13 protein-coding genes and 1 tRNA gene are annotated in these 13,915 nt (G+C 63.1%); 5 read left to right on the top strand and 9 right to left on the bottom strand.

Going from position 1 to position 13,915, the window contains the following annotated elements; genetic code table 11:
- Positions 1-3: 3 nt before the first annotated feature.
- From NKJ13_RS00985 to NKJ13_RS01000, 4 genes are read right to left on the bottom strand one after another with little or no spacing between them, the layout of a single operon-like run.
- Entirely contained in the window at positions 4-780 is a 777-nt protein-coding gene (locus tag NKJ13_RS00985; protein ID WP_352737002.1) for an enoyl-CoA hydratase/isomerase family protein, read from the bottom strand.
- Positions 773-2,374 carry an acyl CoA:acetate/3-ketoacid CoA transferase gene (locus NKJ13_RS00990; protein WP_352506353.1) on the bottom strand — a complete coding sequence of 534 codons (1,602 nt, stop codon included), beginning with the start codon at positions 2,372-2,374 and terminating at the stop codon, positions 773-775. Before NKJ13_RS00990 ends, NKJ13_RS00985 begins: the two co-directional genes overlap by 8 nt.
- A complete protein-coding gene (locus tag NKJ13_RS00995) occupies positions 2,371-3,387 on the bottom strand; it encodes a Gfo/Idh/MocA family protein (protein WP_352506352.1) in 1,017 nt (338 codons plus the stop codon). Before NKJ13_RS00995 ends, NKJ13_RS00990 begins: the two co-directional genes overlap by 4 nt.
- Positions 3,384-4,439 (bottom strand): LacI family DNA-binding transcriptional regulator, encoded by a 1,056-nt coding sequence (locus tag NKJ13_RS01000; RefSeq protein ID WP_352647626.1) that lies wholly within the window; start codon positions 4,437-4,439, stop codon positions 3,384-3,386. Before NKJ13_RS01000 ends, NKJ13_RS00995 begins: the two co-directional genes overlap by 4 nt.
- Before the next feature lie 245 nt (positions 4,440-4,684).
- On the opposite strand from NKJ13_RS01000, the gene NKJ13_RS01005 reads away from it, so the two are divergent.
- Entirely contained in the window at positions 4,685-5,839 is a 1,155-nt protein-coding gene (locus NKJ13_RS01005; RefSeq protein ID WP_352688018.1) for a dihydrodipicolinate synthase family protein, read from the top strand.
- 162 nt (positions 5,840-6,001) lie between these two features.
- On the top strand, positions 6,002-6,964 hold the full coding sequence (gene fcl, locus NKJ13_RS01010) for a GDP-L-fucose synthase (RefSeq protein WP_352737001.1): 963 nt from the start codon (positions 6,002-6,004) through the stop codon (positions 6,962-6,964).
- Between the two features lie 91 nt (positions 6,965-7,055).
- Here fcl and NKJ13_RS01015 read toward each other — a convergent pair.
- Positions 7,056-7,130: transfer RNA gene (locus tag NKJ13_RS01015), tRNA-Val, on the bottom strand.
- A gap of 103 nt (positions 7,131-7,233) precedes the next feature.
- Positions 7,234-7,596, bottom strand: coding sequence for a cell cycle two-component system response regulator CpdR (cpdR, locus tag NKJ13_RS01020; protein ID WP_006199474.1), 363 nt, complete (start codon positions 7,594-7,596; stop codon positions 7,234-7,236).
- A gap of 153 nt (positions 7,597-7,749) precedes the next feature.
- Between cpdR and NKJ13_RS01025 the strand changes: the two genes are divergently transcribed.
- Positions 7,750-8,691 carry an N-formylglutamate amidohydrolase gene (locus tag NKJ13_RS01025; RefSeq protein ID WP_254816915.1) on the top strand — a complete coding sequence of 314 codons (942 nt, stop codon included), beginning with the start codon at positions 7,750-7,752 and terminating at the stop codon, positions 8,689-8,691.
- Between the two features lie 326 nt (positions 8,692-9,017).
- On the top strand, positions 9,018-9,791 hold the full coding sequence (hisN, locus tag NKJ13_RS01030) for a histidinol-phosphatase (RefSeq protein WP_254816916.1): 774 nt from the start codon (positions 9,018-9,020) through the stop codon (positions 9,789-9,791).
- Positions 9,792-9,938: 147 nt separating this feature from the next.
- Here the strand turns inward: hisN and NKJ13_RS01035 are convergent, their stop codons facing one another.
- On the bottom strand, positions 9,939-10,397 hold the full coding sequence (locus tag NKJ13_RS01035) for a styrene oxide isomerase (protein ID WP_352506347.1): 459 nt from the start codon (positions 10,395-10,397) through the stop codon (positions 9,939-9,941).
- 137 nt (positions 10,398-10,534) lie between these two features.
- Positions 10,535-11,506, bottom strand: coding sequence for an alpha/beta fold hydrolase (locus tag NKJ13_RS01040; RefSeq protein ID WP_352776974.1), 972 nt, complete (start codon positions 11,504-11,506; stop codon positions 10,535-10,537).
- A 469-nt stretch (positions 11,507-11,975) separates the two neighbouring features.
- Here NKJ13_RS01040 and NKJ13_RS01045 point away from each other — a divergent pair, with 469 nt between their 5' ends.
- On the top strand, positions 11,976-12,440 hold the full coding sequence (locus tag NKJ13_RS01045; protein WP_352478207.1) for an Hsp20 family protein: 465 nt from the start codon (positions 11,976-11,978) through the stop codon (positions 12,438-12,440).
- Between the two features lie 90 nt (positions 12,441-12,530).
- Here the strand turns inward: NKJ13_RS01045 and NKJ13_RS01050 are convergent, their stop codons facing one another.
- Positions 12,531-13,583 carry a threonine aldolase family protein gene (locus NKJ13_RS01050; RefSeq protein WP_352737000.1) on the bottom strand — a complete coding sequence of 351 codons (1,053 nt, stop codon included), beginning with the start codon at positions 13,581-13,583 and terminating at the stop codon, positions 12,531-12,533.
- Positions 13,584-13,915 lie beyond the last annotated feature (332 nt).

The raw sequence follows: 13,915 nt of genomic DNA on the forward strand, positions 1-13,915 counted from the left end.
GTCCTAAGATCTTGAGAACGCCGGTTTCTGCTTGGCGTTGAAAGCATCGACGCCGGTCCTGAGATCGCTTGTCAGCGCGATGAAGCCGCTGGCCAGCGCTTCGGTCGCGGCAGCACTCTCTTCGCCCTCCGCGATGGCAATCATCAGCTTGGCGGCTTCGGTCGCGAGCGGGCCGCGCTCGGCGATCTTGCCGGCCCAGGCCTTGGCTTCAGCGAACGCCTTACCGGTCTCGACCACCCGGTCGACAATCCCCAGAGCAAGAGCCTCGGTAGCCAGAAACACTTCGCCGCCGAGCGCCATCCGCCGCACTGCCTGTGCGCCGAAGCGGCGCACGGCGCGCTGGGTGCCGGACCAGCCGGGAACGACGCCGATCGAGGTTTCGGGGAACCCCAGCTTCACCTGTGTTTCCGCCACGCGGAAGTCCGCAGCCGCCGCCAGTTCCAGCCCGCCGCCCAGCGCATGGCCGGCAAGCACGGCGATCGTCGGCTGCCGCAGCCGCGCCAGCCGATCAAAGACGCGATGGCCGTAGCGCACCCATTGCACCTGGAAATCGGCGGCGCTCATTTCTGCCCAAGCCTCGACATCGCCGCCGGCGCAAAAGCCCTTGCCTTCGCCGCAGATCAGCACGACGCGGACGGTCTGCGCCGCCTCGGCTTCGTCGAGCGCTGCTTCCAACCCCCGCAGCATCGGAATATCGAGCGCGTTGAATTTCTCCGGCCGGCGCAGCGTGACAATGCATATGGCGCCGTCGGTTTCAAAGGTTACCAGACGCTCAGCCATGTGCGCCTCCAAGCGACGCGCCGCCATTGAGCGACAGGCCGATCGGCCGGTCCCGGTAGAGCGCATCCGGCGTCACTTGCAGCTCGTTGGCGACGGCGAGCGGGATCTCGGCCTGCGCCAGCACATCGCGCTCGAGATCGATGCCCGGCGCCAACTCGGTCACCATCAGCCCCGCCGGCGTCAGCTTCATCACGCAACGCTCGGTGACATAGGTGATATCCTGTCCCTGCGCGACGGCACGCTTGCCCGAGAAGGAGATATGCTCGACCTCGTCGACGACTTTCTTGACCTTGCCCTCCTGGTCGATGCGGATGCCGTCACCGGCAAGCGACAGCTTGGCGCCGGCGTTGAAGAAACCGGAAAAGACGATCTTCTTCGCTCGCGCGGTGATGTCGACGAAGCCGCCGGCGCCGGCGGTGACGTGGGGCCGCGCCGAAAGCTTCGAGACGTTGACAGAGCCATGGCGGTCGATCTGCAGGAAGGACAGCAGCGAGGCGTCGAAGCCGCCGGCCTGGAAATAGATGAACTGGTGCGGAGAGGGCATGAAGGCGTCGGCATTCGACGAGCAGCCGAACTTGAAGTCGAGCAGCGGCACGCCGCCGACCGCACCCTGCTCGATGACCCAGGTGACCTTGCCGTGCTGGCCTTCCTCGATCAGGATGCGCGGCACATTGGCCGAGATGCCGAAGCCGATATTGACCGCCATGCCGTCGGCAAGCTCCATGGCGACGCGGCGGGCGATGACCTTCTGGACGTTCATCTCGGCGTTGCGGAAGCTCGACAGCGGCCGGAAAATCTCGCCGGAGATGGCCGGATCGTAGGGCGTCAGCGTCGTCTGCAACTGGTCGGGCGCCACGACGATATGATCGACCAGCACGCCGGGCACTCGTACATCGTGTGGCTTCAGCGTGCCGTTCTCGACGACGCGCTTGACCTGCGCGATGACGATGCCGCCATTGTTGCGGGCGGCCAGCGCCTGTTCAAGGCCGCCGAGATAAGCACCTTCATGCTCATAGGTGAGGTTGCCGCGCTCATCGGCGGTGGTGGCGCGGATGATCGCCACCTGCGGCACGATCGAGCGGAAATAGAGCCACTCCTCGCCATCGAACTGCTGCACCGAAACGATCGGCTCGCTGGCGGCAGCATTCATGGCGCAGCCCTGGTGGCGCGGGTCGGCGAAGGTGTCGAGCCCGACCTTGGTCAGCACGCCGGGACGCTTGGCGGCGGCTTCGCGATGCATGTCGAACAGGATGCCGGACGGCACGTTGTAAGCAGCGACCGAATTGTCGCCGATCATCTTCCAGATCTGCGGTGGTTCGGAAGATGACGGCCCGGATGGATAGGAGCCGCACAAAGTGCGCTTCAACAGGCCGGGCTTGGCTAAGTGATCGATGCCCTTGATGCCGTACATGTCACCGGCGGCGATCGGGTGCAGTGTCGTGATGTCCTTGGGATGGCCTTCGGCGTCGAAGCGCTCGCCGATCGCGGCAAGCACCGCATCCGGGCAGCCGAGGCCGCTCGACGACGACACGGAAACGACCACGCCATCCCTGATCAGGCCGGCAGCCTCAGCCGCGGAAACGAGCTTGCTCATCCAGCACTCCCGAGCTTCGGGTCGATGGCAACGGCCTTGCCGGACCTGGCCGACTGCAATGCCGCTTCGGCTGATGTCAGCGACCAGACGCCGTCTTCGCCGGTGGCGGAAGGCTGGCCCTCGCCACGGATTGCGGCGTGGAATTGGTGCAGCGAACGGGCATAGAGATCTTCGCGGTCGAAGCTCAATTCCTCCTCGCCCTGTGCCGTGCGCAGCAACACCGAGCCGACCGGCTTCTGCGTCATCACATCCCTGGCGATCAGCGAGCCTTCGCTGCCATGCACCTCGAAGCCGGTGCCGGCGAATCTGGTGGTGAAGCCCTCATGCGACTGGGCGATGACGCCCGATGCGAAACGCCAGAGGCACATGGCGCCGTCTTCCAGCCCGCCGGCGGCCATGCCGGCCGATTGCGTGAACGCCGAGATCTCGACCGGATCGTCGCCGAGCACGAAGCGCAGCGTGTCGGCATCGTGGACGGTGATATCGAGCACCACGCCGCCGCCCGCGTCCGGCCTGGTGATGCGCCAGCCCTGCAGGTTTTCCGGCAGATAGACGGAGTGGAAGACGCGCGCGGCGATCGGCCTGCCGATGCGGCCGGCAGCGATCGCTTCGCGCATCGCCCGGTGCGAGCCCGCATTGCGCAGATGGTGATTGGTGCCGAGCACGACGCCGGCGGCCCTGGCCGCTGTGACCATCTTGCGGGCGTCGGCGCTGGTCAGCGCCAGCGGCTTTTCGCAAAGCACATGCTTTCCCGCCTCGATGGCGGCGAGTGTCTGTTCGAGATGCAATTCGTTGGTGGTCGAGATGTAGACGGCGTCGATGTCAGAGCCGAGCAATTCATCAAGCGTCGAGACCGCCGCCGGAATGCGGTTTTCCCGAGCATAGGTGGTAGCCCGCTCCGGGCTGGAGCTCATCACTGCGGCGATCTCGCCGTCCGGCTGCGCGCGGATGGCGCCGATCATGAACTGTCTTGCGATCGTGCTGGCGCCGATCAGCCCCCAACTGACGGTCATGCCGCGTCTCCCATTCCTGCGCAGCCATGCTCCTTGCGATCGGGGCCGCAGCTTTCCCTGACCACGAGGTTGACGGCGCCGATATGATCCTCGGCGCGCGTGGTGCGCGATTGGATCATCTTCAGCACGACATGGGCGGCGCGCTCGCCGAGGCCGGCGGTGTTCACCGCGACGCTGGTCAGCGCCGGCATGTAGTGCTCGGCCTCGGCGACGTCGTCGAAGCCGACGACGGCAAAGTCCGCGCCGGGTTCAAGGCCGCGCTTGCGCAGCGCCAGCAAGACGCCGAAGGCGACCGCATCGTTGAAGCAAAGGGCCGCGGTCGGCGGTGAGGCCATGGCAAGGGCGGTTTCCAGGCAGGCAATGCCGCCCTTGCGGCTGGTTTCGCCCTCGAAGACCAGCCTGTCGGCTGGTGCGATGCCGAGCGCTTCACAGGCCTCGCGAAAGCCGCCCAGCCGCTCGTGATAGACGACGAGATCGGACGAACCGCCGAAGAAGGCCAGCCGGCGGTGGCCCTTGCCGATCAGATGGGCGGTGGCAAGATAGGCGCCGCGATGATTGTCGGGCGTGATCACCGGGATGCGGCTTTCGGGGAGGCGGCGCATGACGAAGACGACCGGAACGCCTGCGGTCTCAAGGCGGCGGAACGCGCCCGGCGTGGTGCCGCGCGCCGGCGACACGACGAGCCCGGCGACACCCTGCTCCATCAGCGATTTCAGAACCTCTTCCTGGCGCACCGGGCTCTCCGCCGTGTTGGCGATGAAAGGCACGATCCCGGCCGACTGGAAGACGCGCTCCATGCCGACCGCCATCTCGGCGAAAAACGGATTGGTAAGATCGTTGATGACCATGCCGATGACGTTGGAGTGGGCCTTGCGCAGATTGGCGGCGCCGCGGTTGTAGACATACCCGACATCCTCGATCGCCTTGCGCACCTTGAGCGCGGTCTCAGGCCGGATCAGCCGGCTGCCTTGCAACACCAGCGATACCGTCGATTTGGACACGCCCGCCTCACGGGCGATGTCGAGTATCGTTGCCTTGGCCCGGCTGGCCATCCAGATCTGTCCTCCCGGAGGTTTCTTATGCGATTTTATTGGAACGATCTAATCTCTGCGAGGCATTTGAGTCAATCGTGTTTTTGCGAACCCGAGAAAAATGCGGCTCAGTGGGCGCAATCCTCTGGCAGGCATGGCTTTCGCCTGCTGCGATGCAGCAATTTTGAGCTGCACGAGGCAGGCGGTCAAAATATCTTGATTTATTGGAACGTTCCATTTAATAGGCGCGGGCAAGGGAGAGAGCCATGGACATCACCTTGCCCGGGGAAGGCGGCGGCCGTATCCGCTACAGGCTTGTCGGCCAGCCGGTGCAGCCTGTGGCCGGCGCGCGGTTCTCGCGCATCGCCTACGCCGCCGCCCATGTCGTTGCCGATCCCCTCGCCATGACCGATCCGTGGTCGAGGCCCGCGGTCGACTGGGAGAAGACGATGGCGTTTCGCCGTCACCTTTGGCGGCTTGGCTTCCGTGTCGCCGAAGCGATGGACACCTCGCAGCGCAGTATGGGTTTCGATTGGGCAAACGCCAGGGAATTGATCCGCCGCTCGATCGCTGAGGCGCGCAGCGTCGACGGCGCCGATCTTGCGTCGGGCGCCGGCACCGACCATCTGGCGCCGGGGGCCGCCAGCACGCTCGACGATGTCATCGCGGCCTATGAAGAACAGCTCGGCTTCATCGAAGGGCTTGGCGGCAAGGCGATCATGATGGCCAGCCGCACGCTGGCGGCGATCGCCAAAGGCCCCGACGATTATGTCGGCGTCTACGACCGCATCCTGTCCCAGGCGTCCGGCAAGGTCATCCTGCACTGGCTGGGCGACATGTTCGACCCGACGCTGAAAGGCTACTGGGGCAGCAGCGATTTCGAAACCGCGCTGGAGACGGTGATCGCGATCATCGAACGCCATGCCGGCAAGGTCGAGGGCATAAAGATCTCGCTGCTCGATGCCGGCAAGGAGATTGCCCTCAGGGACCGGCTGCCCGAGGGCGTGGTGATGTTCACCGGCGACGACTTCAATTACCCCGAGCTGATCGCCGGCGACGGCGACAGACATTCGCACGCGCTGCTCGGCATCTTCGATGCGATCGCGCCGGTCGCCAATGCAGCGCTGGCAAAGCTGGCCGCCGGCGACCGCGCCGGCTATGACGCGCTGATGGCCCCGACAGTGCCGCTGTCGCGCAAAATCTTCGAGGTGCCGACCGAATATTACAAGGCCGGCATCGTCTTCATGGCATGGCTGAACGGCCACCAGGAGCATTTTTCGATGATCGGCGGCATGCAATCGGCGCGCGGCATCCGCCACTATTCCGATGTCTTTCGCCTTGCCGACCAGGCAGGGTTGCTGGCCGACCCCAAGCTTGCCATTGCCAGAATGACAAGCCTCTGCGCGGTAGCGGGCGTCTGATCGCGAGCGCTACAGCGTCCGATCCAAAGGTTGCTTCGCGTGGCTTTGCGATTTGCCTTGTCTGGGCAAATCTGTATGCGGTATGCGTCCGGCAACAGAGAAGCCGATCCGGCGCTCCGCCGGCCAACTGGCATAGCTGCCGTTCTGCATTGGGGTAAGCTGATGACCTTCGACCTTCAGGGCAAGCGCGTTTTCGTGGCCGGACATCGCGGCATGGTCGGCTCGGCCATCCTGCGCCGATTGGCCGACGAGGATTGCGAGCTCCTGACCGCCTCGCGCGCCGAGCTCGATCTTCTCGACCAGTCCGGCGTGCGGCACTGGATGGCCGACCGCAAGCCGGATGCAGTGGTGATGGCGGCGGCCAAGGTTGGCGGTATCCTGGCCAACAACAGGCTTCCGGTCGATTTTCTGCAGGACAATCTCGTCATGCAGAACAATGTCATCGACAGCGCCTTCCGCAACGAGGTGCAGAAGCTGCTGTTTCTCGGTTCATCCTGCATCTATCCCAAATTCGCGGCGCAGCCGATCTCCGAGGACGCCTTGCTGACCGGGCCGCTCGAGCCCACCAACGAATGGTATGCGATCGCCAAGATCGCCGGGCTGAAACTGTGTCAGGCCTATCGGCGCCAGTACGGCGTCGACTACATCTCGGCGATGCCGACCAATCTCTACGGTCCGGGCGACAATTTCGACCTCAATTCCAGCCATGTCGTGCCCGCTCTGATGCGCAAGGCGCACGAGGCCAGGCGCGCCGGGCGCAAGAGCCTGGAGGTGTGGGGATCAGGCACGCCTATGCGTGAATTCCTGCATGTCGACGACGCCGCTGACGCGCTGGTCTGGCTGCTGAAGAATTATTCGGGCGACAGCCACATCAATGTCGGCTCGGGGGAAGACATCACCATTGCCGACCTTGCCCGCACCATCGTGTCGGTCGCCGGCGCCGATGCCGCAATAACATTCGATGCGACGAAGCCGGACGGCACGCCGCGCAAGCTGATGGACGTATCGCGTCTGTTCGCCACCGGCTGGCGCCCGCGCTACTCGCTGCGCAGCGGATTGGAACAGACCTATTCGTGGTTTCTCCAGCACGTCGAGACCGGCGATCTCCGCCTCGGCGCGGCCTGAAGCTGAATTGGCGAGCTCGGCATCAGGATTGGATGAGGCTGAGAACGACAGCCGATGAAAATACCGACGGCCAATCGAGGGATTGTCTGGATGGTGGGCGTGACAGGGATTGAACCTGTGACCCCTGCAATGTCAATGCAGTGCTCTCCCGCTGAGCTACACGCCCATCCGAAGCCGCGCATACACCATTTTTGGTTCGGCACGTCAATAGCGGGAAAGGGGAAAGAATGGCTGGCTTGCGGCGTCGGTCAAGACGCGACAAAAGCGCGTCAGGCGGCCTGCAGCATCTTTTCGACTTCGTTGACGAGGTCGCGCAGGTGGAACGGCTTCGATAGCACCTTGGCGTCTTTCGGCGCCTTGGAGTCAGGGTTCAGGGCGACGGCGGCGAAGCCGGTGATGAACATCACCTTGAGGTCAGGATCGATCTCGGTGGCGCGACGGGCGAGCTCGATGCCATCCATCTCGGGCATGACGATGTCGGTCAAAAGCAGCGAAAAAGGCTCCTCGCGCAGCCGCTCATAGGCACTGGCGCCATTGTCGAAATCGCTGACCTGATAACCGGCGCGCTCCAGCGCCTTGACGAGGAACCGGCGCATGTCGTCGTCGTCTTCCGCCAGCAGAATGCGTGCCATCTTGTCCCGTCCGAATCACCCAACCGACAATGCCGTGCGGCAAGCCCGTTAACCATGCTGTATATGAGGAGGTGACGGTAAACATCAAGTGAACGTTGGGCGCACAATCCTGATTTGGCTGGCGCTTCGGCGGCTGGACATGCGAGCGGCGAGGTGGCACTTTCCTATCATGATGCATTGGTATTCCCGGGTTCGTTCAAATTGAAAACGGCAGCCGAGGATTTTTCGGTCGTTCCACCCTTCGAAATCCGATCGGGCGCCGAACAGCGCGTTCCCTTCCTCTTCAACTCGCCGCATAGCGGCCGCTACTATCCGGACCGGTTCATGGCGATGGCCAAGCTGGACCGCAACGCGATCCGTCGCTCCGAGGACTGCTATGTCGAGGAATTGTTCGGCGGTGCCGTCGCGCTAGGGGCGCCGATGCTGGCGGCAAACTTCCCGCGTGCCTATCTCGACGTCAACCGGGAGCCGTGGGAACTCGACCCGCGCATGTTCGCCGAACCGGTGCCGTCATTCTGCAACATCCGCTCAGCGCGGGTGGCCGGCGGACTCGGCACCGTGCCCAAGCTTGTAGGCGAGGGGCTCGACATCTATTCCGGCCGCTTGCCGCTGGCGGAAGCCGTGGCGCGCATCGAAGCGGTCTACAAGCCCTATCACGAGACGCTGAAACGGCTCTTGACCAGAACCCATGCGCGCTTCGGCTATGCCGTGCTGATTGACTGCCACTCGATGCCGGCAAGCATAAGGGTCGGCGACAGCGGATTGCGGCCGGATTTCATCGTCGGCGACCGTTTCGGCATCTCGGCCGCGGCGGCGTTGACCGAAACCGCGATCGGCCTGCTCACCGGCATGGGCTACAGCGTCGCCCACAACAAGCCCTATGCCGGAGGCTTCATCACGGAGCACTATGGCCGCCCAGTGCGCCATCTGCATGCGCTGCAGATCGAGGTCAATCGGGGGCTCTACATGAATGAGCGGACGTTCCAGAGATCATCTGGTTTCGACGCCCTGGCGGACGATCTGGCGCGGTTTTCAGCCGAACTGATGGCGATGCCCGATCACAATTTCATGGATCTGCCTCTGGCCGCAGAATAGCGCCGGAATCGCGGCACTCGCCGCTCATGCGGCGGCACAAAAAAAGACCGCATCGTTTGCACGACACGGTCGAAGTCTAGGGAGGAAACGCCCAAGGAGGGCATGGACAGGAACCCTGTCCGAGAACAAACGTATTGTGCGCTGCACAAATGTCAAGGCGCGTTCCGGGTTTTTTAATTCACTGTGAAGTGGAAATTGCATTTCCACGATGATTGCGTTGCATTCGAGCAACAGTTAGCGTCCAGCGAAAGGCTCCGAACGCCCTTGTTTCGGCATAAAACCGAGGGCTAACGGGCATCTCAAACATGCTGGAGCGGGAGAATCAGTTGGACGTCAGCATCGAGTTCATGCGGCGCGTTGCGCATGCCGCCGCAGCCGAGACCTTGCCGCGCTTCCGCAATCAGGGCGCGGTCACCAACAAGGAGCGCGGCAGCTTCGACCCCGTCACCGAGGCCGACCGCGAGGCCGAGCGGGCCATCCGGGCGCTGATCAACGCGCAATACCCCGATCACGGCATCCTCGGCGAGGAGCATGGCAGCGAAAACATCTCCAGCCGGCATGTCTGGGTGATCGATCCGATCGATGGAACACGCGCCTTCATCTCCGGCCTGCCGGTATGGGGAACACTGGTCGGGCTGACGGTCGACGGCGATGCCGTCGCCGGCATGATGTCGCAGCCCTTCACCGGCGAGCTGTTCTACGCCAATGCCTCCGGCTCGCATTATGAAGGTCCGGGTGGCCCGCGAAAACTCGCGACGCGCAAGACGACGAATCTCGCCGAGGCGACGCTGTTCACTACCACGCCGGCGCTGTTCAAGGGAGACGCGCGCCTGCGCTACGACCTGTTCGAGCAACAGGTCCAGCTCGCCCGTTACGGCACCGACTGCTATGCCTTCGCCATGGTGGCGGCGGGCAGCGTCGATATCGTTGCCGATCCCGGATTGAAACCTTACGACATCGTCGCGCTGATCCCGATCATCGAGAAGGCAGGCGGCGTTGTCACCACCTTCGAAGGCGGGCCGGCGGAAAACGGCGGCGACATCCTGGCGGCGGCGACACCGGAACTGCACGCGGCGGCGATGGCGGCGCTGCGCGGCTAGGCATCCGGTGCACCCACGCGTCTGGTTTTGCGCAAATCCGACGGAAACCGCGGTACAGTTCCAAAGTGCGTCGCGTTTGAATGGGGCGCGCTCGCATTTTTGTATGTCGTTATCGCACAACCGCTGCGCACTTTTGCGCGACATGCATTAGCTATCGGCAGGCCAAGCGTCCGAGAGACGCAGGCCCCACAAAATGAGCACGAAAGAGATGAGGCCGGTCGGCGCGGACGAATACGCCACACCTTTGATCACTGCTTCCTGAAGGGCACTTCCGTGGAAGGCTCCGGCCGCTAACGGCATAGTCTCGTTGCCGGCCGCCCAGGCGCTGGCGATCACGTAGGCGGCCAAGATCGCCAAAGCCGAATAGATCAGCAGCCAGAATGCAATCCGCGACGTCGCCGCGCCGAGATTGAGCCTAGACCATGTGAGGCCTAGCGCCAGCAAGAGAACGCCCTCCAGGGCGCTGAGCGTGTGCGCGGACAGTCCGAGCCGCGGTGCGGCGAGATACGGTATTGCAAACCCTTCGAATGACGAAAACAGCAGCAGCGCGACGCCAATCTGCAGTAGCCGATGCCCCTGACGTAACAGCGTGTTCGATGCGTTCATGGTCGTTTTTCTCCCGGCGAATGGCCTCCAACCTCTTTGGCAGCAAGCTAGCGCTCGATGCCTGAACGGGAATGAGGGGGCACGCTGCGCCGGACAAGCGACCCGTGCGGGCCTTGTCGGCGGGCGCCGCGAAGCGGTCAAACAGCGTCGCCGGTTCCGGGGATGAAGGCATCGAATGCCGCAAGCAACTGCTCGCGATAGAGGTCGGCTTCCTGGAGGATCTCATGGCGGGCGCCGTCGATCATCACTAGCGAGCCGACGCGCAGACGTCTCGCATAGGCTTCGACTGCCCTGGTCGAGACGACTTGGTCGGCGCCGGCGGCGATCATCAGCAAGGGCACCTGGATCTTGGCCATGAAATCCGGGTCGCTGACGATCAAGGATGCCTCCGTGGCCGCCTTCAGCCAGCGGATCGTCGGTCCGCCGAGCGCCAGCTGCGGATAGGTTTCGTAGATCAGCGTATTGCGTCGATAGCGCGCCGGGTCGCTGGTCAGCTTGTTCATGGCGAAGGCCACCGATTCCTTCGGCCGCGGCCCCCATGCGGCATAGAGCCGGCCGAGGCCGAGAAGGCAGAACAGCGAACAGATGCGGCGAACGGTTTTTACCGAAACCGGCAGGTCGGGCACTGTGAAGAACGGTGCGATCAGCACCATGCGGCGCACGCGGTTCGCCATTGAGGGCGCGGCAAGCAGCGCAATCACCGCGCCAGCCGAATGGGCCAGTATGTAGTAGGGCCCTCGGCAATCGGGCAGCACGATCTCTTCGAAGAACTGCTCCAGATCACCGGTATAGTCGAAGAAGCTCTGGACGTGGCCGCGCTGTCGGCCGATCATCCGGTCGGAAGCGCCCTGACCGCGCCAGTCGAGGGTTGCCACGCCAAAGCCCCGGTCGGCAAGGTTGCGAATGGTCTCGAAATACTTCTCGATGCACTCGTTGCGGCCGGTCAGGACGACCACGGTGCCCTTCATGGGGCGGGCAACAGCGGCAAACAGCCCATAGCGGATCTTCTTGCCGTCGCGCGTGGTGAAGAAGCCACCGGCTGCGTTTTCCGGCAGCGGATTGTCCGGAGTTTCGTGGAAGACGGGGGTCTGGTGGAAAAGATCGGTCATACGGTGTTTGGCTGGTGTCGGTGCCGACGGGCGCAAGTCAGGCATAAACGCCCATGCGCCAAAAGCAAAGGAATTCGGGATGCCGGGGAGGTCGACAGGCAGCGAAGAAATAAGGCCGGAAGCAGCCTTGGGCGTACTTCCGGCCTCTGTCGACCCGGGAGGAAGGGACGTTGCACCCGGTTCGGCCTCGTCGTGTCGCCTTTTTCGCGACCTGTTCGTTATCTCGAGAACAGTTTTAATGCCGCCTGGCTGAACGCTCGCCGAAGCCACGGTTCATCTGCCGTTCATCGGCATCGGGACGTCGGCCGCGACCGGTCCCGTTTGGACGCGGGAAATCTTGAAATGCCGTCGTCCGCTTCCCAAATTTGTCATGCGGTCGCCAATGTCGGGGCCGCTGGCCCATCCGAAACGCTGCTACGGGTTTCGCACCGGCCATACGCAACCTTGTTGCTCAACAGGAGAACACATCATGCGTCACGTTGATTTTTCCCCGCTCTACCGTTCGACCGTCGGTTTCGACCGGTTGTTCACCATGCTCGATTCGCTTGCGCAGCCAGAAGGCCAGACGTATCCGCCTTACAACATCGAGCGCACGGGCGAGGATGCCTATCGCATCTCGATGGCTGTGGCCGGCTTCTCGGAAGATGAGATTTCGATCGAAGCTCACCGCAATGTGCTGACCGTCAAGGGTGAGCGCAAGGAGGAAGGCAATGGCGAAGGCTCCGAACTGCTCTATCGCGGTATCGCCAGCCGAGCCTTCGAGCGCCGCTTCCAGCTTGCCGATCACGTCGAGGTTGTCGGCGCCGCGCTGAAGAACGGGCTGCTCTCCGTCGACCTCAAGCGCAACATCCCCGAAGAGCTGAAGCCGCGCAAGATCGCGATCACCTCGGCTCCGGCCAAGGCCAAGCAGATCGAGGCCAAGACTGCCGCCTAAGCCAGGCAGCTACGTTCTCCGGGGACGCCAACTCCCCGGGAAGAAAGGGCGGTGCAGCAATGCGCCGCTCTTTTTGCTGGGTAAGGCTTGCTATCCGGCGAGCAGGTAGCGGAAACGGTCGACCTCGTCGGGCGTGGTCGCGAAGCTGGTGACGAAGCGGTAGAGCGCTTCGTCCTCGCCGATGTGGCCGTCGTAGCCGAGCGGCCTGTGCCAGTCATGGAAGGCCGCGCCTGCCGCTTGCATGCTTTCGGCCTCGGCCTTTTTCATGACCGCGAAGACCTCGTTCGCCTGCGGCAGCCAGGCCAGCCGGGCGGAAGGGGAATCTTCTATCGCCGCGGCAAGCCGTGCCGCCATCGCATTGGCGTGCCGTGCCGTATCGAGCCATAGCCCACCCCTGAAATAAGCATCGAATTGCGCGGCGATGAAACGCGATTTCGAGAACAGCTGGGCCGCGCGCTTGCGCAAAAAGGCCAATTCCTTGGCTCGCTCGAGGTCGAACAGCACGATCGCCTCGGCGCACCAACAGCCATTCTTGGTGCCGCCGAAGGAGAGGATGTCGATACCGTGCTTCCAGGTCATTTCGGCCGGCGTCGTTTCCAGCGCGACGAGCGCATTGGCAAAGCGGGCCCCGTCCATGTGCAGCGGCAGTCCATGCTGCTTTGCGATCGCCGAAATCCTGGCGATTTCGTTCAGCGTGTAGACGGTTCCGACCTCGGTCGACTGAGTGATCGAAACGGCAACCGGCCGCCCGGAATGGACGTTTTCGGGTGCGAAACGGTCCACCGCCCGTTCCAGATTGCCGGCATCGATCTTGCCGAGCGCGCCTTCGACTGTATAAAGCCGCGAACCGCCGGTGAAATATTCCGGTGCACCGCATTCGTCCTCGATGACGTGCGATTCGCGATGGCAGAAGGAAATGCCGCCTGGCTTGTTATAGGTAGTCAGCGACAGCGAATTGGCAGCGGTGCCGGTGGCGACGAAAAACACCGCGACTTCGCATTCGAAGATCTCATTGAAGCGCTGGTAAACTGCCTTGTCGAGGACGCCGTCGCCATAAGCGGTGGAGAAGCCCTCGGCATGGGCCGAGAGGCCGGCAGCGATACGGGGATGGGCGCCTGCCCAATTGTCGGAAGCGAAAATCATGCGTCTGCCTATGTTGGGGAAATCGGTGCGAGCTTGGCCGCTTTCGCATGCCGGCCGCAAGGGGCAGATACCGAAAATCCGCTAAAGCCAGCGAAACGCATGAGCGTACATGCAGCGACGGAAGGTTACGCTGGCACCGGGTTTCCGCGCAATTTTCTGTCGCGAAAGCTTCAAGAATTTTGTGAATCGGTCTTGTGTGCATCCAAAATTTCTGTCATAAAAATTTAGGACAGTAGTGCTGTCTTATTTTGTCGCACAAAACTGGCCGCATAGGCATATGATTGCGCCTCTGCGGCCGTTTACCGCGAGCGACAGCTAGACAGCCTGACTCT

Origin of the sequence: Mesorhizobium sp. M0174 (genome assembly GCF_040322275.1) — a bacterium.
Classification (GTDB): Bacteria; Pseudomonadota; Alphaproteobacteria; order Rhizobiales; family Rhizobiaceae; genus Mesorhizobium.

Excerpts from the sequence above, each read along its gene's own strand:
- NKJ13_RS01000 (WP_352647626.1), bottom strand. The coding sequence starts at position 4,439 with ATGGCCAGCCGGGCCAAGGCAACGATACTCGACATCGCCCGTGAGGCG.
- NKJ13_RS01045 (WP_352478207.1), top strand. The coding sequence starts at position 11,976 with ATGCGTCACGTTGATTTTTCCCCGCTCTACCGTTCGACCGTCGGTTTC.
- NKJ13_RS00985 (WP_352737002.1), bottom strand. The coding sequence starts at position 780 with ATGGCTGAGCGTCTGGTAACCTTTGAAACCGACGGCGCCATATGCATT.
- NKJ13_RS00995 (WP_352506352.1), bottom strand. The coding sequence starts at position 3,387 with ATGACCGTCAGTTGGGGGCTGATCGGCGCCAGCACGATCGCAAGACAG.
- fcl (WP_352737001.1), top strand. The coding sequence starts at position 6,002 with ATGACCTTCGACCTTCAGGGCAAGCGCGTTTTCGTGGCCGGACATCGC.
- NKJ13_RS01035 (WP_352506347.1), bottom strand. The coding sequence starts at position 10,397 with ATGAACGCATCGAACACGCTGTTACGTCAGGGGCATCGGCTACTGCAG.
- NKJ13_RS00990 (WP_352506353.1), bottom strand. The coding sequence starts at position 2,374 with ATGAGCAAGCTCGTTTCCGCGGCTGAGGCTGCCGGCCTGATCAGGGAT.
- NKJ13_RS01005 (WP_352688018.1), top strand. The coding sequence starts at position 4,685 with ATGGACATCACCTTGCCCGGGGAAGGCGGCGGCCGTATCCGCTACAGG.
- NKJ13_RS01040 (WP_352776974.1), bottom strand. The coding sequence starts at position 11,506 with ATGACCGATCTTTTCCACCAGACCCCCGTCTTCCACGAAACTCCGGAC.
- NKJ13_RS01050 (WP_352737000.1), bottom strand. The coding sequence starts at position 13,583 with ATGATTTTCGCTTCCGACAATTGGGCAGGCGCCCATCCCCGTATCGCT.
- cpdR (WP_006199474.1), bottom strand. The coding sequence starts at position 7,596 with ATGGCACGCATTCTGCTGGCGGAAGACGACGACGACATGCGCCGGTTC.